This is a genomic window from Arthrobacter globiformis, assembly GCF_030818015.1.
Taxonomy (GTDB): domain Bacteria; phylum Actinomycetota; class Actinomycetes; order Actinomycetales; family Micrococcaceae; genus Arthrobacter; species Arthrobacter globiformis_C.
The window spans coordinates 4563278-4584030 of sequence record NZ_JAUSZX010000001.1 but is presented as its reverse complement, the minus strand read 5'-3'; the positions used below and the strand labels follow the sequence as shown (position 1 = coordinate 4584030).

The window sequence follows — 20753 nt, the reverse complement described above, 5'->3', positions numbered from 1 at the left end:
TTCAAGGAGGAAGCCGTCATGTCAATCACGTTCCAACTGCCCATGACGTTCCGTTCAAAGCGGAGGGCCATCCCCGCTTCAACAGCCGACCAGTCTTTCCAGACTGCAGAGACACGCCAAGCCCTTGTGGCACCCGGACAGATCAGCGCCTTTGCCTGGGAGGGCGTCTACATCGAGCCAAGCGATGAATCTGCGGAGTCAATGGCCCGGGGCACGCAACCCAACCCCGAATTTGAACGATTTCTCGCCGGCCTCATGTACGGCGAATAGAACGACTATCCACACCACACAAAGGAGTTGAGGAATATGACAATCACTCTGGACCAGAAGACGGCCCTTGAACCAGCGTTTGATCCGCGGGTTTTCCGTGACACACTCGGGCACTACGCTTCCGGCATCACCATCATCAGCGGCATCGACGAGGACGGCCCGATCGGCTTCACCTGTCAGTCCTTCTACTCCGTCTCGACCGAACCGCCCCTGGTCTCCTTCAGCGTCATGACCAACTCTACGACCTACCCGCGGATACGCGAGACCGGCAAGTTCGTCGTAAACGTCCTCGCCCACGACCAGGACACCGTCTCAAACCAGTTCGCCCGCAAAGGCACCGACAAATGGGCCGGAATCGACTGGTCCCAAACTAACGCAGGCAACCCCATCATCGCCGGCACCCTGATGTGGCTCGACTGCGACATCTGGGCAGAACACGAAGCCGGCGACCACTACATCATCATCGGACGCGTCAACGAAATGAGCCCAGCCACCTGGCACAAAGAAGAACCACTGCTCTACTTCAAAGGTCAGTACCGCCACCTCCGTGGTATCGACGACAAGTTGTAGACCCCATCCGCCGTTATCCCTAAGGCGTCGCACTGCCTCCCGACGGTCAAGTCAGGAGGGTAGGGCAGGCAGTCGCCCGAACTGACTGAACTGCCTGGTCTCGGGACGACGACTATGGCTAAGAAAGTTACGACCAACCAACTTTGCCAGAGGTATTTTATATGTCGCTTTGGCGCGAGAAACGAAAAACGAAACCGGCAAGAACCGTTGCCGACATTCTCCGGGAGCGCAACGAAAGAAGGACCGCTGCCCTCATTGCCTGCATCACGGAGATAAGTGGTGCAGGAGGCCCCGAAACCGTCACACATTCTCTTGTGGCTGAGCGGGCAGGTCTTCCGCTGCAGTGGGTCGAATGGCAATACCCGTCCCAGGAAAAGCTTCTTGCCGTGGCGGGTAGGTAACTACGGCCCGCCATGTTTTGTCGGCCTGGTCCTGAAAGGACCGGCCGACTTCCATTCCCGCAAATGAACTGGAGGTCCAGCGCTGAGTACAATGGAGGCGCTTACGCCTAATCCGCTGATCCATGAATTATTCAACGCAGCACCTGCCGACATGATCGAGCACCGTGAAAGACTATTGCCGTGAGCCCCGATGAGGCCCTTCGCCTGCTGAAACAGCGCGCTTTCGACGCCGCCCCCCTGGCTACTGCCATCTTTCGTAAAGAATCCCCTACAGAGCTGGTGTTCCTGGGAGGCAACGGCGAGCTCGATGCATTGCTGCACAACTCAACCGAGCCCGCGGTTAATCCGGATGAAGTCCCAACACCGGCCCTGATAAAACTCGTTGCGACATCGCTTTCTGAACCGGCTGACGATCAAACCATGACGTTTCGTCTGGGCGACCAGCTGGCTGCCTACCGCCCTCAGGTCAAGATGTTCAACGTACCCGGCGATCCTGCGGAGTATCTGGTCGTTCAGTTTGCTGCGCTGGCGGAGCCGGACTCCATCGAACACGACTTACACTCGACAATCAGGCAGTTGAAGGATCTATTAGATAATTCAGCGGCCCTCATGTACGTCAAAGACCTGGACGGCCGTTACCTAATTGCCAACCACTACTACGCCCGACGCCTGGGGGTCACAGCAGAATCAATCATCGGCCTGACTGATTATGACCTGTTTCCCAAGGCCGTGGCCGACAACTACTCCAACAACGATGACATGGTCATCAGGACCGCCAGCTCAATCGAAGTCGAGGAACTCTTGGCGACAGACCGGGACCAGTCCGAATTGGATGAAGACAGCCGTTGGCTGTCCATAAAATTCCCGCTTCTGGATGACGCCGGCAAGCCATACGCTCTAGGCGCGATCTCCACGGACATCACTGACCGGAAACGGGCAGAAAGGGCCGCGCGGGAAGCGATGCATGACGCGGAGCGTGCTAACCGATCGAAAAGCGAATTCCTATCCAGGATGAGCCACGAGCTGCGGACGCCGCTGAACGCCATATTAGGGTTCGCGCAACTGCTTCAGGATTTGCCCCTGAGCCCCCGCGCAGCCGAGAGTACAAGTCATATCCTCGATGCCGGCAAGCACCTCCTGGCACTCGTTAATGATGTTCTGGACATCACCTGGATCGAGGCCGGCGCCCCTGGCATTGCCTCCGCTCCTGTACCGGCAATCGACTCGATCCACCAGGCCCTCAAATTGGTCCGCCCCCTGGCCGCTGCACAGGACATCGAGATCGCTAGCGATTTGCATGGTGCCTTGCACCGTTACGTCCTAGCTGACACTCAGCGGCTAAGGCAAGTCTTCATCAACTTGCTGAGCAATGCTGTGAAGTTCAACAACCCACAGGGTGCTGTCAGGGTCTGGTGCGAGGTAGTGGACGGGGCGCTGCGCTTCTTGGTCATGGACACAGGCCCTGGGATGTCCGAGGACGACGTGGAGCGGCTGTTCAAACCATTTGTGCGCCTTGATCAATCGGCTTCCATTGAGGGGTCCGGCTTGGGCCTTGCCCTTTCCCGGCGACTTGTGGAGGAAATGGGCGGCTCCTTGGGCATTGAACACACCGCCCCGGGCGAGGGATCAACTTTTTACGTGGACATGCCGCTCGCGCCTGCGCCGGAGGAGGATCTCGACACGTCGGCCCCCAAAAAAGATGCTGTCGACACCAGCGACGCTGCTCATGCTACGATCCTGCAGATTGAAGACACTTACGCGAATATCCGCTTGGTGGAGAACATCATTTCCGGGATGGGCGGGCTGAACCTTATTTCCGCCACAAGTGGTGAGTCCGGGGTAGCTTTGGCCCAGGACAACGCGCCTCAGCTTATCCTGCTGGACGTGAATCTCTCCGACATGTCAGGGGTTGAAGTCGTAAAACTCTTGCAGCAGGACCAGCGTACGAAGGACATCCCGGTGATTATTCTTTCCGCAGATGCAACTCCGGCGCGCATAGCCGAACTCCGGAGTATGAAAATCCTTGACTACCTAACGAAACCGTTCGATATCGAGCATTTTGCGCGGACAGTTCGCCAGGCGCTAGCTCTGGCATGAAGATCTTCACCGTCTTCATCGCCGATGACCACCCGGTCTACAGGGAGGGCCTCGCCCAGAACTGGAAGAACGTGCCTCAAATCGAGGTTGTGGGCTCCGCCGGAGACGGCAAGAGTGCACTAGCAGCGATCCGGGAACTGAAGCCAGACGTGGCAGTCATGGATTTACAACTGCCTGAACTCGGCGGCATGGAAGTTCTTGAGACGCTGTTCGCTGAAGCGGCACCGACGAGCATTCTTGTCTTGACAGCATACATGGACAGCAAGACGGTCTTCAGAGCCTTCACGCATGGAGCCCGCGGGTTCCTGGAGAAGGCGGCGTCCTTTGACGAGATCACGGATGCAGTCCTGCGCATTGGTGCCGGTGGAACCATCATCGCCCCGTTCGCGCAGGACGTTCTCGCCCGTGAACTACGGACTCGCCGGGACACTCCTAAGAGGCCGACGCTCACCGCCCGCGAGGTCGATATTCTTCGTCTTGCAGCAGATGGCCATTCGGGTCAGAAGATTGCCAACGAGCTGCACATCTCTTTGACGACCGTTAAGACGCATCTGCAGCACATCTACGAAAAGCTCGAAGTCTCTGACCGGGCATCCGCGGTCGCCCAAGCCATCCGACGCGGAATCCTCCACTAACTCACACAGTGAGCCCCTACCCCGGAGTTAAACGGTCAGGGCCCCCCAAGTTGCGAGATGGGTGGCCCTGGTTGCTTGAGGGGCGTCGTCACCGTTAGACAATCTCGATAGCGTCGTCGGGGATAACAATCCACACTCTGTGAGTCGTGCAGACGGATCAATACCATCCTGCGGTCTTCAAAGTAATCTTCGATGGCCTCCGCTGCCCGGGCCACGCACCACTGTCAGAGTCACCACGTCGCCCCGCCGCACCTTGTCCCGGCTGCGCACGAAGATCAGGCAACAGCGTTGACCAAGGTCCCGATCCCATCAATCGTTATGGCCACCGTATCTCCGGGCTGGACTCCGACAATAGTGCCAGGGGCTCCAGTCATGACGACATCACCGGGTTCCAGTGCCATCCACTTCGTCACGTGGACCAAGCACTCCACCACGCCGAAGATAAGGTTGAAGGTGCCTGAGCGGGCTTCGGCGTGGCCGTTGACCGTGACGTCGATGCCAAGGTTCCCCGGATCTGCGATATCCGTTTCAATCCACGGCCCCAACGGCGTGTAATGGGTTCCTGATTTGGCTTGAAAGAGTCTTTCGTCAATCACCGCCTGGGTGGCGTTGGTGACATCGTTGGCGATGGTATAGCCCAAGACATGATCCAGAGCATTCTCCGCCGTAAGGTCAACAGCACTCTTACCAATGACGACGGCAAGTTCACCTTCCACATTCACAGCGCCCACCCGCCACGACGGCTCGATGACATCATTCGGGCTGGCAACAGTGTGGACTGACTTGAGCCAAGGCTGTATAGGCAGCGGGTGATTACCGTCATTGTGCCCGATTCCGACAATAACCGCCGGGCAGGTTGGGGCCAGCAGTGTGGCCTTTCCGGCCGAGGTTACTGGACCCAAGAACGTTGGAACCGGAGCAAACGGATCATCTATGTGATGCCATTCCTCATTCAGGTAGACGGCATGCCGAATGCCTTCGCTGGTCAATAGTCGTGCCATTCGCATTGCATTCTCATTCTCTCGCCCGTGCTCCGGAGCCCCCGCGCTAGTCACGGCAGGCCCAACCTAGTGGAAGCGGCACCGTAATGGTGGGGTCAATTGGCATGGGGGTCACTGATACCTATGTATCGTGTAGAGGCCTCGTCGGCGCCGTGGGGAGTTGGTCATGACCTGAAGGAGTCCGGGAGCGGTTCGGTCGAGACGGAGTAGAAGGACTGGCAGGTGAAGCCGATCGGGCCGTCCTCGTCGATGCCGCTGATGATGGTGATGCCGGAAGCGTAGTGCCCGAGCGTGTCACGGAAAACCCGGGGATCAAACGCCGGGGTCTGGACCATGGCAGGGTTTGGGCGAGAGACGTGGTGTTCCTTCCTTCAGGCAACCGGCGCGGACAATGACGCGGCGATGTTAGCGGCACGGCTGAGATTAGCCGCGTACTCCGCCGCCGCCTGGGCAGTAATTTCGTCCAGGTTCTCCATCTGGCTGGACACGAAGTAGAAGCCGCGGCCAGGAACAACCGCACCAAGTTCAGCCAGCAGCGGTGCGAGGTTCACCGTGGGGCCCATGGCGTGGGTGAGATCGCCTCCTGTGTGCACGGGAATGGCTGTGACACCGACTAGACCATTGGTTGGATACCGATCCAGGAATGCTTTAAGGAGGCCCGTGTAGGTCGCCTTGTAGGTCGGGGAGGCGAAAACCACAAGATCACTCTCCGCGACACGGGCATTCAATGCAGCCATCTCATCCGATGGCCAGGCGAAGATTTCCGCGACGTGATCGGCGAGATCGATGATTTCCAGCATGTAGGTGCCCGGGACGAGGAGCTTGTCGGTGAGACTCTTGGCCACCTCCAGTGTGCGAGACTGCGGCTTGGGGTTGCCTACGACGATCGTTGCTTTCAGTGTCATGGTGTGTCTCTCACTTCTTCGTGGTCAGTAGATATGGATGGTCCGTGCCTTGACCTTAGAACTGGTGGGCGTTGGCCAGAACCGGCAGTTTTTGGCGGGCCTCGGCAACCTGTGACGGTTCGATGTCAACGACCACAAGTTCGGGCTTGCCGCCAAGTTTGGCCAGCACGGATCCAAGCGGCGAGATAACAGCACTGCGACCGATTCCGGTGGGAGCTGCGCCAGCAGGCCCGGCACCGATGGTTTCCGGGTCGCCCTGACCGCAAGCGACGACGAACGTCGTGCTGTCCAATGCCCTTGCCCGGACCAGCAGGTCCCATTGCTCGGCTTTACCTTCTCCAAATCCCCACGAAGCACAGACGATGTTCACTTGGGCTCCGGCGTTGGCATTGGCAGAGAACAGTGCAGGGAAACGGACGTCATAGCAGGTGGCCAGCCCGAAAACCGTACCGTTCGCTTGGAAAATCACCGATTTCTCCCCAGCATCGACGCTTTCGGACTCGGCAAATCCGAATGCATCAAAGAGGTGCACCTTGTCGTATGAAGTTTCAATGCCGGGTCCCGTGACGAGCAGTGTGTTCCGGACACGGCCGTCGCGGCCGGGGGTAAACATTCCAGCAATGATGACAAGATCCAAGTTTTTTGCGATGCTGCGGACCTCGTTGGCCCAAGGACCATCGAGGGGCTCAGCGATGTCGTTGAGGGAGTGACCGAATGCGCGCATGACCGCCTCAGGGAATACGACCAGCTCGGCTCCAGTTTTCTTGGCCTCAACAGCGTATTGCCTGATGAGGCCAAGATTCGCAGTCGGGTCGGCACCGCTGATGATCTGGGCAACTGCGAGACGCATGGAAGAACTCCCATCGGTTAAGCGTGATTGAGGTGTGGGCCGGAATTTTCCGGTCAGTTGCGGAACAGGTTGTCCTTCGTTGAGGCCAGATGCTCATCGGCTGCCTTTTGGGCCTGGACAACGTCTCCCGCGACGAGGGCGTCGAGTATTCCCTGATGTTCGGAGCAGACGACATGGCGCCCCCATGAGGTCCTGCACGCAGCGGTAGCGCTTGCCAACGTTTGCCTGACATGGAGATTGCTGTAGGTGCGGGAGATCAGATCGCTTCCAGCGGCGTCAATGAGCTGTTGGTGAAACAGGGTTCCCAGGCGCATGAAATGGCGGGCGGACTCTGGATCATCGTCATCTGGGACGGCGGCCTGAAGGTCGAGTGTCGTTTGCATTCTTTCAGCCGGCACACGCTGTTTCGTGATGACCAGCCGGGATGCGTAGCGTTCAAGAACGCTGCGCAGTTCCATGAGTTCCGAGATTTCCCTGCCAGAGATGGCTGGGACGTATGCGCCGCGCTGCGGAATCAGCTCGACGAGACCTTCTGAGACGAGGAGCATCAACGCTTCCCGGACAGGGGTGCGGGAAATGCCGAGGTCGGCTGCAAGGTCTGTCTCGTTGATGAACTGGCCTTGCAGCTGCGGATCCGTGAGGACACTTTCACGCAGGTGCGCGTATGCCTTTTTACGGCCTGAAGTGGTCGTGCCCGAAAACTTTCCCATACCGAGCCTTTAAGTACGTGACGCGGATAAATACAAGCCCTACCGTAGGCCAGCCGGGGACTTCCAGGCTGGTCCTGTCCCGGCAACGTCGTCGCCGGGACAGGACCAGCCTGGCAGTGCACTTTGGCCTCTTAGGCAGGCTGGAGCGCGGCCAGCTTTTCGCGGACGAGCGGCAGGACCTTCTCGCCGAATATCTTGATATCCGGCACGTAGTCCACAAACGTCATGAGCACGCCGGCCGCACCCGTATCACGCTCCATCGTGGCGATCTGCTCAGCCACATTCTCGTAGGAGCCGTGAATGACCGGAAAGCTCATGAAGGTCAGGTTGCCCTCTTCAGCAGGCGCAGTGAGCCCCGCGACGAAGTGTGCACTGGTGCCTCCGGTCTGAGGGTCGAGAGACGCACTGCCAGCAACGTTTTTGAGCGCTTCCAGGTCACGACCGTCAATGATGTGCTGAGTCTTTGCCAATGCCTCTTCGTCGGTCTCCGCGGCGATAATCGTAAAGAGAGCATAGCTGCCGACTGTACGCCCAACCCGCTCTGCTTCCTCGTTCATCGGCTTCGTGATCTGTGGCAATAGCGCACGATCTGCAAAAACAAAGTTGTAGTCACCGTGGTGCGCGGTGTACTCTTGGCCCTTCTTTGACTGTCCGGCGGTGACAATGGGGAGTTCACGACCCGAGCTCGGCAAGCACGTCGCGTTCTGAATATCGAAGAACTCACCCTTAAACGTGGTGCGCCCGTCTCTCCAGAGCCCACGAAGGATCTGTACGTACTCCGCTGCGTAGTCGTAGCGCCTGTCGTAGTAGTCGTCGCCTGGCCACAGACCCATGGGTTCGTATTCAGGACGATTCCAGCCGGTTACAAGGTTTACGCCGCCCCGCCCCTTGGCAATCTCATCGAAGGTCGCAAGCTGGCGGGCCGCGATCACTGGAGGAATACCGAGGATCGGAACCGTTGCGAATACATCGATCTTGCTGGTGAGGGCGGCGATGCCAGTAGCCAGGATGACCGAGTCGAGGCAACCATCCCAGTAACCGGTTTTGCCGCCAAAGCCGTGATATTTGATCATCGAGAGGACAAAGTCGAGACCAATGTTTTCGACCTCCTGTGCGATCTCCAGGCAGTGTTCAAAGGAGGGCTCGTACTGCGGTGCGTTTTCCGAAATGATGTATCCGTTTTGACCATTCGGAAGGAAGACTCCGAGTTTCATTGCTACTTCTCCAATTTCATTGTTGTGAATTGCGTACGGTCGCTGCGATCCTGGTTGCTGTCTGCCCTTGGTCCGGTTGGGCGGGGTCCTGGCCGAGGTCAGGTGCGGTCGCTGCTGTTGTTCAGTCGCCGGTTACCCCGCCTCCGTTAAGGCCCGTGTTGTGCCGGCTTTGGTCTCCAGGTGCAGGGCACTGTGCTGCCTAAAAGCACCCCTCAGCCCGGTATATAGGCCGCTGGCTACAACGACTGTTGCGATTGGGCCCCACGTTGCACCCCAAGGGAAGGCGCTTGTGAGGAAGATGCCAACCACGGTCGCTGCGACCCAGGCGATCAGTCCCGGGTAGTGGACCTGCTTGTAGTGTTCGTCTCCGAGCAGACCGTGTTCTTCCTTCCGTGTCCGGTTTAGGAGGATGTGCGTGAGGGCGATTGAAACCCATCCGCTGACCAGTACTCCCTGCCATGCCAAGGCGAGCAGAAGGTATTGGATGACCGGCAGCAGCATCAGCAGGTAGATGATCACCGAGGAGACAATCACCCAGAACGCTGCTGGAAGCTTTACTCGGAACAGCCGCTCCCCGAATTCCTGCAGGTTGGCTGCGCCGATGAAATAGTTGGCGGTATTAATTCGAGTTTGGAAGACGAGGACGAGGACAAGGCCGATCGGCCCCATCAAAGCCACCAGCCCGCCGGATAGGCCTGATTCCGAAACTTGCAGGCCGGGAATCGTGAAGGTCAGGAAGATGCCTACCAGGGCGTTCACGCCGTAGGTGAGTGTCCAGAACGGCCAAGTGAATGTGTATTTAGTGTGGAACCGGGTGTCCTGCCGCTTGCCGAGCGCCGCGTAATCCATGGTGTACATCAGCAGCACCCACACGCCCAAGTATGCTGCGAAGGTGGCAAGCCATCCAGGGCCGCCGGCCGCGAGGGGAAGCTCTCCGGGAGTTTGGGTCAGCCAGGCATCGGTGAACCCGAACTTCACCCCGGCCCATACCACCATGACGACCAATCCCAGCAGGTACAGCGGCAGCAGCCAACCGTTGAGTTTGTCCAGGAAACGTCGGACTCCGCCCAGAATGAGGGGCGTGGAGTAAGCTACGACCACGAGGCTCCAGATCCAATGTTCGCCGCCAAAGGCCGCTTGGAAGGCGTACACCACGATTGCGCCCTCGAACACGGCGTAGTAGATGGCCGTCAATGCCAAGATCACACTGGCGATAATCGTGCCGGCCTTCCCCAGAATGGTCCGGGAGAACCGCGCGACAGTGGTGCGGTTGTTGATCGAATGCTTCGCCAACACACGATTGATCAGGCTGTAAGTGATAATGGTTAGCACGATGCCGATGATCGCGTTGACCGTGCCGTATGCGACCGCCATGGCTGCGCCGATGTAGAGCATGAACATGGCGCTGGCGATGCCGTAGAACGCCATCAGCAGTGACCATTTGCCCATCTGGTCCTCGTCGGAACCAGTACGGTACAAGGCGTCTGTAACCTCGACCGTGTTGTTTGTGCCCTTGAGATCCATGAGTTTCTCCTTTGAAACTTGGAACTGATAGCCCGTGGTCTCTTGAGCAAAACTGGACATTGGGTCCGGTCTGCTGTTCACCGTTGGGCTCCCTGGTTATTTCGATAGTCGTTCACGTCAAGCTAGACCTGAACGGGTGAACTGTTTTCCGCGTTCGCGGAATTAGATCAGCTTCAGAGCCATGGGGCGGATTGGCGCACCCGTTGCTCCCTTGAGGCGAATTGGCGCCGCAATGACGCAGAACTCGTTGACGTCGTCTGCCGAGAGCTCTTCGAGGTTCAGCAACTCAATCATCGGTACGCCGGCCTCTGCCAGGAAGTGGCAATGCCCGGGAAGCCAGTTGTCTTCGTGGTGGCTGGGACCAACCTCCACGCATTCCTGGTCCGCGCCGATGACGCTGATTCCCTGTGCAGTGAGCCAACGGGATGCATCCAGGCTGAGGCCGGGAGGGTTGCCGAGTGCTTTGCTGCCGTCGGGCCAGAAAGCCATCCGTCCTGTACGCACAAACACGACGTCGCCCTGCCCGATAGTCAAACCGGTGCGCTGCAGTTCGTCTTCGATGTCTTCAATCGTGATGGCGTAGGAGTCCTCAAGGCACTGCACGCCCTTGAGCTTGGCGATGTCCAGCAGCACGGTGCGGGCGATGATTGGCGGAATCGTGTCCACGCCACCCTTGGTCCAGTTACGGCTGCCAAGATGTTCCTTGGCTGTGAAGCCGTTGTAGATGGCACCGTCAACGCCGAAATGGTTTAGGGCATCGATGTGGGTGCCAGTGTGGGTATACAGGAAAACGACATCGCCCGAGTAGCAGACGTGCTGATTAACGTGGTCCCCTGCGCCGTTGAGGTTGTCCACGACGGTTCCATCCGGCGTGTGGCTCATGAAAATCTGGTACGACGGGTCACCTGCCGCTTGGAAACTTGGCATGCCCACAAAGTAGTCCACGCTTAGGTCATAGACCTTTGAGGTGTCTGCACGGCCCAGGGCGTTGGTCTGGGCGGCCAACGCAAGAGTGTTCAGCGCTCCGAGTTCGTCGTCAGCACCGTAGGGGCTCGTCGCGACCTTGATGCCCGCCCTGGTTTCTGCAATATTCGCAGTCACGATTACTCTGCCTCGCGGATGAAGTCGACGACGGCACGGCTGCGCACCATCGGCAGCAACTGCTGTACGATCTCTTCGTGGAACGGGTCGGACGAGTAAGACTCAAGGTCAGTCCAGGAATCGAAGTCCGTGATCAGGACACCGTCCCACGGATCACCGTTCTCGTTGGGTTCGCCGACGTGGCCGCCAAGTTCCCAGCTACGGATGACGGGCAGCTTGTCTGAAAGCTGGGTCAGAAGGTCAAGGATGGCCGAGTTTTCAGCCGTTTCTGCCGCCTGCCACATGAATACGTGCCTGATCAAAACTGATCTCCTTCTCGATCTAAGAGGACCACCGCTATTGCGTTCGCATCGCTTGGACGCCGTGTGCACTCTTGGTCTTTTTCGTGTGTAATGCCATCTTGCCGGTGCCCAGCTCTATGAGTCCAACACATACTTGTCATCACAACAATCGATATGGATCATAGATGGATGGAGTTACAACAGTTCCGCTACGTCGCGGCCGTGGCAGAAGAAGGCAACTTTACTCGAGCGGCCGCGCGCTGTTTCGTGGTGCAGTCAGCATTGAGTCACCAGATCAAGCGTTTGGAGGAGGAACTGGGCGTCACGCTGTTCAATCGGACAAGCAGACGCGTTGAACTGACAGCAGCAGGTACGGCCTTCCTCGCAGCAGCCCGTACCGCCCTCAATGCTGCAGAACGTGCCGCAGTTGACGCGGCAGCGGCGGCAGGGCACATCACCGGTCGCCTGCGCGTAGGCGTCATTCCAACAGTGACCGCAATCAACGTTTCAGCCTCCTTGCGAGAATTCAGAGAAGCTCATCCACAAATCCACATCATGTTGCAGGCCGGCGGCAGCGACGAACTGGAAACTTCTATCGCGCGGGGAGATCTTGACGTGGGCTTCCTCGGTTTGCCGGAAAACCGTAAACCAAAGGGAGTGTCGTGGCGGCATTTGGGTTCTGATCCGCTGGTCGCTGTGACCAGCCAAGAACATCGTCTGGCAAACTCTCGCGAAATAAAACTATGTGATCTGGCCCAGGAGACATTTGCGGATTTTCCGGGCGGAACTCCGGCACGCGACGAGAGTGATCAGGCCTTCGCTGCAGCGAATATCCACCGAGAAGTAGCCTTCGAATCAATGGCTACGGATCTCACCGTGGATCTCATACGCCACAACCTGGCCGTGGCGCTCCTACCTGCAGGATATGTGCCGCGCCATCCGGCCCTAGTCAGCATCCCGATCACCGACGGGCCGTCACGATCCGAATATGTAGCTTGGAGCAGATTCAATCCCAGCCCCGCGACGCATGCGTTTCTTGAGCTGATCAACCTATCCGAGCTGCCCGAGAACAACCATTGGCAGCCTTAGAATCCCGACGGCACGGTTGTGGTGCTCCCACAGATGCACCCGGTTAACCGAGGGGATGCCGTCGGTGGAGAATCGCAGTGCCCTTCGCGCCGCGGAACTGCCCGGAAGTCATGCAAGCCGGACCACACCCGTCTGGTAACTAACCACTAGTGTTAGTCGGTCAGGTTGAGGCCCTGATTTCCCGGTTCCACCCTGCAAACACCGAGGTCATGGTGAGGACCGCCATGAGGCCTGCGGTGACGAGGAGCGGAAGCGTCCAGTCTTCGGTCATGCCGCGAAGACCCATTCAAAAGCCGATAATGAAGATTCCGTAAAAAGCTACGCCGACGGGGGCACGGCACCTCGGGCTGCCAATTGTCAGGTTGGGGTGTGCCCAAACTGGTCGGCCTCGATGCCTGCGGGCGGGTTGCCCTGTTCGTTGGGGGATGTCCCGCGGAACGGCGCGACCGGGCCCTCTCTGTTGTGAATTCTGCCGGTAAGTGGCGGCGTTCTGCGATCGCGTCTCGGCCTCTCGCATCGATGCCGCGCCCTCGGGCCGGGGAGAGCCCCACTTTGTTTTGGAGGCCACTTCCGGATCCTCGAACGGCTTGTCCCGCAGATCGTCCGCGTCCTCAAAACCAACCAGCTCGGAACCATCACCGATGATGTCGTGAAAGCAGCAGCAAGCGTGTTGGTCATCGGGAACTAGCGACACGAAGCGATACAAAACGCCGCCACCTAACGCCGAAACTCCATAGCTCTCTGTTCACGGATTCTTGCCGCCCGGATCCAGGGCTTACTGGCAGCCACCGCGGCCCGAACGGTTTTGGAGCCGAACCTGCGGGGCTTTTCGATCACCGCGTCGCGGCTGGCGGCGTAAAGTCGCGTTGACTGAACTGGGTGATTGCCCCGGCATCATCATTAGCCGCGGTTTGCCGCGATACTCCAGCTGTCCCGCACTCAGGACCTGGCCTTGTGGGAGGAGGAGTTGATGGATCCCGGTCACGTAAGCCGGGATGGGCCTGTACGCGGACGACGCTGCAGGTTGGCCGACTTAGAGACCCAAATGGTCCCTCTGCTCAAGAAGCCTGGACACCCCGTAGCCAATCACCAGGCCCCAGAAGGCTGCATGGATGTTGAAGAGGTTCATGCCGGAGATGGTCACCACGAACGTCACCAGCGAGCCCAGGGTGAAGCTGGTTGCGAAGGCTGTGACGAAGGCCTGCTGGAGGGCCCGCAGCATCGCGATGCCACCCAGCGCCAGGACGAACTCCTTGGGCGCGGCCAGCATCAGCCGGGTCAGGGTGGGGGCAAACGCTGCGAACACCAGGGCCAGCAGGCCGTACGCCACGGCGGCCGTGTATTGGCGCTGGAGCTTCCCTGACGACGTCAACAGGGCGTTGGTGGGACCTGTGACGCAGGCCGAAACGGCCCCGAACCCTGCGTTCAGTACCGAGAAGGCGCCGGACGCAATGGCGAAGGCATTCACCGGCGGATGGTGGCCGGCGGCGCGGAGGACGGCGATGCCCTGGCCGTTTTGAACGAACAGCACGGTGAGGGCCAGGGGAACCACCAGCTCGAGCTGGGCAGCCGACGTGAATTCAGGCGCGGTGAAAACCGGGGTGGCCAGAAGCGGTCCGCCGTGTGAAAGGTTGAACTGGCCGCTGGCAGCCACGGCGATGCAGCCTGCCACCAGCGTGCCCAGGACCGGCGGCAGATACCTGCCGAGCATGGGAACGGCAGTAAGCACCAGGAACGCGGCCACCATCGGGGCAGCCACGGCCGGGTTGTCCTGGGTGGAGGCGACGATGTCCGTGCCGAACTTCAGGAACACCGCGGCCACCATGGCCATCACGATCGGCATGGGCGCCAGCGCCATGGCTTTGCGCACCACCCCGGTGGCGCCCAGGGCGAGGATCAGCACGCCGGAGGTGAAGAAGGCCCCGACGACTTCGGGGAAGGGCAGGTGCTGCAGGGAAGGTCCCAGGAGAACCGTGCCGGGGATGGACCAGGCGAAGCCCAGGGGCTGCCGGTAAATGAGTGACATCAGCAGCGTGGCCGCCCCGCCGGAAAAGAAAATGCCAAAAACCCAGGACGACAGCTGGCCCTGGGTCAGGCCGCCCGCCGTTCCGACGGCCAGGGTGACGGCGATGGGTCCGGACGCCGCGAAAATGAGCCCGATGGCCCCGTTGGAGACATAGGACAGGCCCAGGTCGCGAAGAATCCGGCGCGGGCCTGCGGGCCGGACCGTCGGGCGTTCCAGTAAGGGTTCCGGCTCAGGCGCCAGCGCGGCTGATCCGACGGACGTGGCGGGCAGGTCGGGGCGGGGATGGCTCATCGGAACTCCTGGCTGGCGCGGAAAAACCGGAGGCGCTCCGAAGCATCAGCTCCGGAGCGCCTCCGTTTGGGGGGGATCTCCCGGTTTGCGTGCTACTTCTTCTGGCCCTGTTTGGCCAGGACGTAGTCATAAACTACTTCCTCGCCCTTTCCGTCGGTGCGGGGACGGGGGTCCAGCATCAGTTCAGGCTTGACTGCCGAGGCGATGTCGTCAGCGTTGTGGGGGTCGCCGGGGAAGTACAGCTGCTGGGTTACCGGCTCGTAGCCCGGTGCGGACACCTTGATGTGGATGTGCGCCGGACGCCAGGCGTGCCAGCCCGCGGCACTGATCAGCTGCCCGCAGGCCCCGTCCGTGGGGATCTGGTAGGGCGCCGGACGCATCGTGTTGATTTCGAACCGGCCGTCGTCCGAGGCCTTGACGGTGGCCCGGAAGAGCCACTCGGGCAGGCCGGGGGCGTACTGGGAGTAGAAGCCGGCGGCGTCCGCGTGCCAGATCTCCACCTGGGCACCCTGGATGGGGTTGCCTTCGGTGTCGGTGAACTGGCCGCTGAAGCGAAGCGGGGTGCCCTCTTCGCCGTCGCGCATTTCAACGGTGGCGGGCGTCTGAAGTTCCGGAGAATTGGGAACGTAGTAGGGGCCCTCAATGGTGCCCACGGTGCCGGGACGGTCCTGGGAGTTGACGTCCTCAACGGTGTGCTCAAGCCAGACGTCGAGGAACAGCGGCCATTCACCGTCCGTCCCAACCTTGATCAGCCAGGCTTTGAGCGCGTTGTACTCCTCGTAGGTGACCTGGTGCTCGACGACGATGTCGTTGGCGGCCTTGATCAGCGCGCCGGCCAGCAGGCTCACCCGTTCCTTGGACACTTCCACCTTGGAGAGCTTGCCCGACGCCGCGAACCGCTCGGTTGCCTTGGTGCCTGCTTCGACGGCGGTGCCTTCGTTTTCCGTACGGCTGTCCGTTGGGGTTTGGGTCATGACGATGTCCACCTTCCTCATTGATTGGGGACAGGAAGGGCTCCTGCACCCGACGCGGGCTGCGGGGCCAGTCGTTTATCCTGCGCCGCACCGCGTGATCTCGGTCTCAATCGTAGGCCCGCAGATAAGGACGCTACAAATATCAACTAGGCGTCTTTTGAGTCATTATCGGTACATAAAGACACCCTTGGTGGAACCTAGGTATTTGCCTGATGTGAGGCTAGTCACGAGCAGCAAGAATTGCTGGACAACGTCCGCCGCCGAAGCCTCTTCCCGAGTGGACCTCCGCCCATCCGTCCAGCAATCTCCAATGAAGGAGCACGCCATGACCGAGAACCTGATCCATGCCCGCGAGGTCCTTGCCGACGCCGTGATCGACGACCGCGAGAACGGTGTCATCCGGGCCAAGCGCGAGATCTTCACTGACCAGGAGATCTTCGAACTCGAGATGAAGCACATCTTCGAAGGCAACTGGGTGTACCTCGCCCACGAGTCGCAGATACCCAACGTGGGCGACTACTTCACCACCTACATCGGCCGCACCCCCGTGGTGATCACCCGGGACAAGGACGGGAAGCTGAACTGCCTCGTCAATGCCTGTTCGCACCGGGGCGCCATGCTGTGCCGCCGCAAGACGGACAACCGCACCACCTTCACCTGCCCGTTCCACGGGTGGACCTTCAAGAACTCCGGTGAGCTGCTGAAGGTCAAGGATTCCCGGAACGCCGGGTACCCCGAGACCTTCAACAAGGAAGGCTCGCACGACCTCACCAAGGTGGCCCGCTTCGAGTCCTACCGCGGCTTCCTGTTCGGCTCGCTGAAGGTTGACGTGCTCCCGCTCGAGGTGCACCTGGGCGATGCCACCAAGGTCATCGACTCGATCGTCGACCAGTCGCCCGAGGGCCTGGAGGTGCTGCGCGGTTCCTCCACCTACACCTACGACGGCAACTGGAAGGTCCAGGCCGAGAACGGCGCCGACGGCTACCACGTCACGGCCGTGCACTGGAACTACGCGGCGACCACTGCCCGCCGCAGCGCCGGTGACTCCGCCAACAAGACCAAGGCCATGGACGCCGGCAAGTGGGGCAAGGTCAAAGGCGGCTTCTACTCCTACGACCACGGGCACCTGCTGCTGTGGCAGGAATGGACCAACCCCCAGGACCGCCCGTTGTGGGACCGCCGCGACGAGCTTGTGGCCAAGTACGGCGAGGAGATGGCCAACTTCATGATCAACATCTCCCGCAACCTCTGCCTGTATCCGAACGTCTACATCATGGACCAGTTCTCCTCGCAGATCCGCCACTTCCGGCCGATTTCCGCTGACCAGACAGAGGTGACCATCTACTGCATCGCCCCCAAGGGGGAGTCGCAGGAGAACCGTTCCAAGCGGATCCGCCAGTACGAGGACTTCTTCAACGCCACGGGCATGGCCACACCGGACGACCTGGAGGAATTCCGCTCCTGCAACAAGACCTACTGGGCCACCAGCGCCCCGTGGAACGACATGACCCGCGGCTCCACCCACGAGATCACCGGCCCGGACGAGCAGGCTCAGGCACTGGGCATGACCCGGGTGATCGCCTCCGGCGTGCGCACCGAAGACGAAGGGCTCTACCCCATCCAGCACGGGTACTGGAAGGAAGTCATGGACCGGGCCCTTGCGGAGGAAGAGGAGCGTTCGGCGCTGGAATCCGTCCCCGTCACCGCCTGACAGAGCCCGCCGGAACCACAGAGAGCGCAGAACCCATGACCAACCTGACCCACACCGCCCCGGTCCTAAAGACTGCGGAGGACATTGCGACCCTCGAAACCGTCCGGGCGTTCCTTTACCGGGAAGCCCGGCTGCTGGACGACCGCCAGTTCGATGAATGGCTGGAGTGCTACCACCCGGACTCCGAATTCTGGATGCCGGCGTGGGACGTGGACGACCAGCTGACGCAGGATCCCCAGAACGAGATCTCCCTGATCTACTACGACAACCGCGGCGGCATCGAGGACCGGGTGTTCCGGATCAAGACCGACAGGTCTTCGGCCACCTCCCTCCCGGAGCCGCGCACGGGCCACAACATCACGGACGTCGAGGTTTTGGCGAACGACGGCGGCAAGGTGGAGGTGCGCTTCAACTGGTTCACCCTCTACTTCCGCTACAACACGACGGACACCTACTTCGGCACCAGCTACTACACGGTGGACCTGTCCGGTCCGCAGCCGGTGATCCTGAAGAAGAAGGTGGTCCTGAAGAACGACTACATCCACCACGTGGTGGACGTCTACATGATCTGACCTGCCCGCAACCGGCGCCCGGGACATACGGGCGCCGCACGGCGGCTCCCACCCCGTGCCCGCCGGGCACGCCACAACTTTTTCCCGGGCCGCGACGACGCGCCCGGCCAGTCAGGAGGACCCCATGGGCCACAAAGTAGCCCTCAGCTTCGAAGACGGCGTCACCAAAGTCATCAAGGTCGGCGACTATGAGACCGTCATGGATGCCGCCTACAAGGCGCGCATCAACATCCCGTCGGACTGCCGCGACGGTGCCTGCGGCACCTGCAAGGCGTTCTGCGATTCCGGCTCCTTCGACCCGGGCGACTACATCGACGACGCCATGACCGAGGAGGAACTCGAAAAGGGCTATCTGCTGACATGCCAGGCCGTTCCGGAGTCCGACCTGGCCATCCAAATCCCGGCCACGTCGGAATCGGCGAAGACTGCAGCCGCGTCCTTCGCCTCCACCATCAAGGAGCTCAACCGGCATACGGACACCACGGTGTCCTTCACCCTGGAGGTGGACAACCGGGATGCGCTGGCCTTCCTCCCCGGCCAGTACGTCAACCTCAAGGTTCCCGGCACGGATGCCGAGCGCTCCTACTCCTTCAGCAGCGGTCCCGAGGTCCAGGACGCGTCCTTCATGGTCCGTGTGACTCCGCAGGGCGCCATGTCCGAGTACCTGCGCGACCGCGCCGCCGTAGGCGACGCCATCGAGTTCACGGGGCCGTACGGGTCGTTCTTCCTGCGTGAGCCCAAGCGGCCCCTGCTGCTCCTGGCCGGCGGCACCGGGCTGGCCCCGCTACTGTCCATCTTGGAAAAGCTCGCGGAAAACCCGCCGTCCGCCCCGGTCCACCTCATTTACGGGCTCACCCGCGAAGCGGACATCGTGGGCCTGGACTGGCTGCGCGCCTACGAGGCGAAGCTGCCCGGCTTCACCTGGGACTACATCGCCTCCGAGCCCGGCACCTCCGCACCGCACACCGGCTACGTCACGCAGATCATCGAACCGAAGCACCTCAACGACGGCGACGTGGACATCTACCTCTGTGGGCCGCCGCCCATGGTCAATGCCGTCTCCAAGTGGCTGGACACCGAAGGCATCAAGCCCGCCAACTTCTACTTCGAACGTTTCGCACCGAAGGAGACCACCGGGGGCGACGCGGAAACGGGCGCCCCGGCTCCGGCCGAGAAGATCCAGGCCGACGGCGACACCATGACCCGCGGCGAGGCCGTGTCCTCGCTGGAGACCGGCCGGCTGGATTTCCGCAAGGAGGACAGCTTCGCCCAGCTCGATGCCCGCATGGGCCTGGAGCTTGCGGTCAGCGAACTGCTGCTGGGAAGGCTCAGCGAAGAGCAACTGCACCAGTTCCGCCGTCTGGCCGAAGCCACCACCCGCTCGGTACAGGGCGGGAACATCACCGATCCCGAGGAGTTCGCACGCACCAACGAGGAATTCCACGAGTACCTCTTCATGATCTGCGATAACCCGATGCTCCTGGAGTCCTACCGCCGCCTCGACGTCCACGCCCAGATGGCCGCGGCCTTCGAAACCGGCACGCCGATCTTCGAACGCGTCACGCAGGACCACCTTGACGTCGTCGACGCCTTTGAACGCGGGGACAAAGCCAGGCTGCGCGAAGTCATCATGGCCCACGCCCAGGATGCCAAGGGGACAATGGTCGGGGCCATCGACGCCAAGGCCACACACTGATGGCTGCGCCGTACGCCGGGCAATACGTGACCCCGGGCAGGTTCGCCGGCAAGGTCGCCGTCGTCACCGGTGCCGCCCAGGGAATCGGCCAGAAGGTGGCCGAGCGTATCGGGGCCGAAGGCGGCGCCGTGGTCCTGGTGGACCGCGCGGACCTGGTCCACGATGTTGCCCGCGGCATCGACGAGGCCGCCAAGACGTCGGGTTCGGGCGGGTCGGCCACGTCCGTCACCGCAGACCTCGAGACCTTTGCCGGCGCCACCCAGGCCATCAAGGCCGCGCTAGCGGCCCACGGGCGCGTGGACGTCCTGGTCAACAACGTGGGCGGCACCATCTGGGCGCGCCCGTACCAGGAGTACGACGAGGACAAGATCGAGAAGGAAATCCGCCGCTCGCTCTTTCCCACGCTCTGGACCTGCCGGGCAGTCCTGCCGGCCATGATGGAGCAAGGCTCCGGCACGATCGTGAATGTCTCCTCGGTAGCCACCAGGGGAATGCACCGGGTGCCCTATGCCGCGGCGAAAGGTGGCGTGAACGCCCTGACCCAGTCGCTGGCCATGGAGGTGGCGGGGCACGGCATCCGCGTGGTGGCCACCGCCCCGGGTGGCACGGAAGCCCCGCCGCGCAAGGTCAAGCGCGGGCCCGACGCCGAATCCGCCACTGAGAAGGACTGGTACCAAACCATCATTGACCAGACGGTGGATTCCTCGTTCATGAAGCGCTACGGCACCCTGGACGAGCAGGCGGCGCCCATCGTGTTCCTTGCCTCGGACGAGGCGTCCTACCTGACCGGCAGCATCCTCCCGGTGGCCGGCGGCGACCTGGGGTAGGGCCGGTG

20 protein-coding genes are annotated in these 20753 nt (G+C 60.9%); 9 read left to right on the top strand and 11 right to left on the bottom strand.

What is annotated here, in order from left to right:
* Positions 1–18: 18 nt before the first annotated feature.
* The 4 genes from QFZ23_RS21475 (at position 19) to QFZ23_RS21460 (ending at position 3973) form a co-directional block, all read left to right on the top strand.
* A complete protein-coding gene (locus tag QFZ23_RS21475; protein WP_306926078.1) occupies positions 19–270 on the top strand; it encodes a hypothetical protein in 252 nt (83 codons plus the stop codon).
* Between the two features lie 36 nt (positions 271–306).
* The gene (locus QFZ23_RS21470; RefSeq protein ID WP_306926076.1) at positions 307–840 is read left to right on the top strand and encodes a flavin reductase family protein; all 534 of its coding nucleotides are present in this window, start codon (positions 307–309) and stop codon (positions 838–840) included.
* A gap of 581 nt (positions 841–1421) precedes the next feature.
* Complete coding sequence (locus QFZ23_RS21465) at positions 1422–3338, top strand: PAS domain-containing sensor histidine kinase (protein WP_306926074.1); 1917 nt, start codon at positions 1422–1424, stop codon at positions 3336–3338.
* Positions 3335–3973, top strand: coding sequence for a response regulator (locus QFZ23_RS21460; protein WP_230117765.1), 639 nt, complete (start codon positions 3335–3337; stop codon positions 3971–3973). The genes QFZ23_RS21465 and QFZ23_RS21460 overlap by 4 nt, the downstream gene beginning before the upstream one ends.
* A gap of 275 nt (positions 3974–4248) precedes the next feature.
* Here the strand turns inward: QFZ23_RS21460 and QFZ23_RS21455 are convergent, their stop codons facing one another.
* The 9 genes from QFZ23_RS21455 to QFZ23_RS21415 all read right to left on the bottom strand — a co-directional run bounded on the left by QFZ23_RS21455 (position 4249) and on the right by QFZ23_RS21415 (position 11580).
* Positions 4249–4974, bottom strand: a complete 726-nt coding sequence (locus QFZ23_RS21455) for a fumarylacetoacetate hydrolase family protein (RefSeq protein WP_306926071.1) — start codon at positions 4972–4974, stop codon at positions 4249–4251.
* A gap of 164 nt (positions 4975–5138) precedes the next feature.
* Positions 5139–5309: a hypothetical protein gene (locus tag QFZ23_RS21450; protein WP_306926070.1), complete on the bottom strand. Its 171-nt coding sequence runs from the start codon at positions 5307–5309 to the stop codon at positions 5139–5141.
* A 36-nt stretch (positions 5310–5345) separates the two neighbouring features.
* Positions 5346–5879: an NADPH-dependent FMN reductase gene (locus QFZ23_RS21445; protein WP_230117761.1), complete on the bottom strand. Its 534-nt coding sequence runs from the start codon at positions 5877–5879 to the stop codon at positions 5346–5348.
* Between the two features lie 55 nt (positions 5880–5934).
* On the bottom strand, positions 5935–6729 hold the full coding sequence (locus tag QFZ23_RS21440) for a carbon-nitrogen hydrolase family protein (protein WP_306926067.1): 795 nt from the start codon (positions 6727–6729) through the stop codon (positions 5935–5937).
* A 53-nt stretch (positions 6730–6782) separates the two neighbouring features.
* Complete coding sequence (locus QFZ23_RS21435; RefSeq protein WP_306926066.1) at positions 6783–7439, bottom strand: GntR family transcriptional regulator; 657 nt, start codon at positions 7437–7439, stop codon at positions 6783–6785.
* A gap of 131 nt (positions 7440–7570) precedes the next feature.
* The gene (locus QFZ23_RS21430) at positions 7571–8653 is read right to left on the bottom strand and encodes an LLM class flavin-dependent oxidoreductase (protein ID WP_306926063.1); all 1083 of its coding nucleotides are present in this window, start codon (positions 8651–8653) and stop codon (positions 7571–7573) included.
* Positions 8654–8785: 132 nt separating this feature from the next.
* Positions 8786–10237, bottom strand: coding sequence for a purine-cytosine permease family protein (locus tag QFZ23_RS21425; protein ID WP_306926062.1), 1452 nt, complete (start codon positions 10235–10237; stop codon positions 8786–8788).
* 102 nt (positions 10238–10339) lie between these two features.
* Entirely contained in the window at positions 10340–11278 is a 939-nt protein-coding gene (locus tag QFZ23_RS21420; RefSeq protein ID WP_306926059.1) for a cyclase family protein, read from the bottom strand.
* Between the two features lie 2 nt (positions 11279–11280).
* A complete protein-coding gene (locus QFZ23_RS21415) occupies positions 11281–11580 on the bottom strand; it encodes a Dabb family protein (RefSeq protein WP_306926057.1) in 300 nt (99 codons plus the stop codon).
* 168 nt (positions 11581–11748) lie between these two features.
* Between QFZ23_RS21415 and QFZ23_RS21410 the strand changes: the two genes are divergently transcribed.
* Positions 11749–12648: a LysR family transcriptional regulator gene (locus tag QFZ23_RS21410; protein ID WP_306926055.1), complete on the top strand. Its 900-nt coding sequence runs from the start codon at positions 11749–11751 to the stop codon at positions 12646–12648.
* Between the two features lie 1033 nt (positions 12649–13681).
* Here QFZ23_RS21410 and QFZ23_RS21400 read toward each other — a convergent pair.
* Together QFZ23_RS21400 and catA are read right to left on the bottom strand one after the other, a co-directional pair.
* A complete protein-coding gene (locus QFZ23_RS21400) occupies positions 13682–14965 on the bottom strand; it encodes a benzoate/H(+) symporter BenE family transporter (RefSeq protein WP_306926053.1) in 1284 nt (427 codons plus the stop codon).
* A 92-nt stretch (positions 14966–15057) separates the two neighbouring features.
* Positions 15058–15939 carry a catechol 1,2-dioxygenase gene (catA, locus tag QFZ23_RS21395; RefSeq protein WP_306926051.1) on the bottom strand — a complete coding sequence of 294 codons (882 nt, stop codon included), beginning with the start codon at positions 15937–15939 and terminating at the stop codon, positions 15058–15060.
* Positions 15940–16264: 325 nt separating this feature from the next.
* Here catA and benA point away from each other — a divergent pair, with 325 nt between their 5' ends.
* The 4 genes from benA (at position 16265) to QFZ23_RS21375 (ending at position 20745) form a co-directional block, all read left to right on the top strand.
* Positions 16265–17650 carry a benzoate 1,2-dioxygenase large subunit gene (gene benA, locus QFZ23_RS21390; protein WP_306926050.1) on the top strand — a complete coding sequence of 462 codons (1386 nt, stop codon included), beginning with the start codon at positions 16265–16267 and terminating at the stop codon, positions 17648–17650.
* A 35-nt stretch (positions 17651–17685) separates the two neighbouring features.
* The gene (gene benB / locus QFZ23_RS21385) at positions 17686–18222 is read left to right on the top strand and encodes a benzoate 1,2-dioxygenase small subunit (protein WP_102974025.1); all 537 of its coding nucleotides are present in this window, start codon (positions 17686–17688) and stop codon (positions 18220–18222) included.
* A gap of 124 nt (positions 18223–18346) precedes the next feature.
* Positions 18347–19918 carry a benzoate 1,2-dioxygenase electron transfer component BenC gene (gene benC / locus QFZ23_RS21380; protein ID WP_306926048.1) on the top strand — a complete coding sequence of 524 codons (1572 nt, stop codon included), beginning with the start codon at positions 18347–18349 and terminating at the stop codon, positions 19916–19918.
* Positions 19918–20745, top strand: a complete 828-nt coding sequence (locus tag QFZ23_RS21375) for a 1,6-dihydroxycyclohexa-2,4-diene-1-carboxylate dehydrogenase (RefSeq protein ID WP_306926046.1) — start codon at positions 19918–19920, stop codon at positions 20743–20745. The genes benC and QFZ23_RS21375 overlap by 1 nt, the downstream gene beginning before the upstream one ends.
* The last annotated feature ends 8 nt before the right edge of the window (positions 20746–20753 follow it).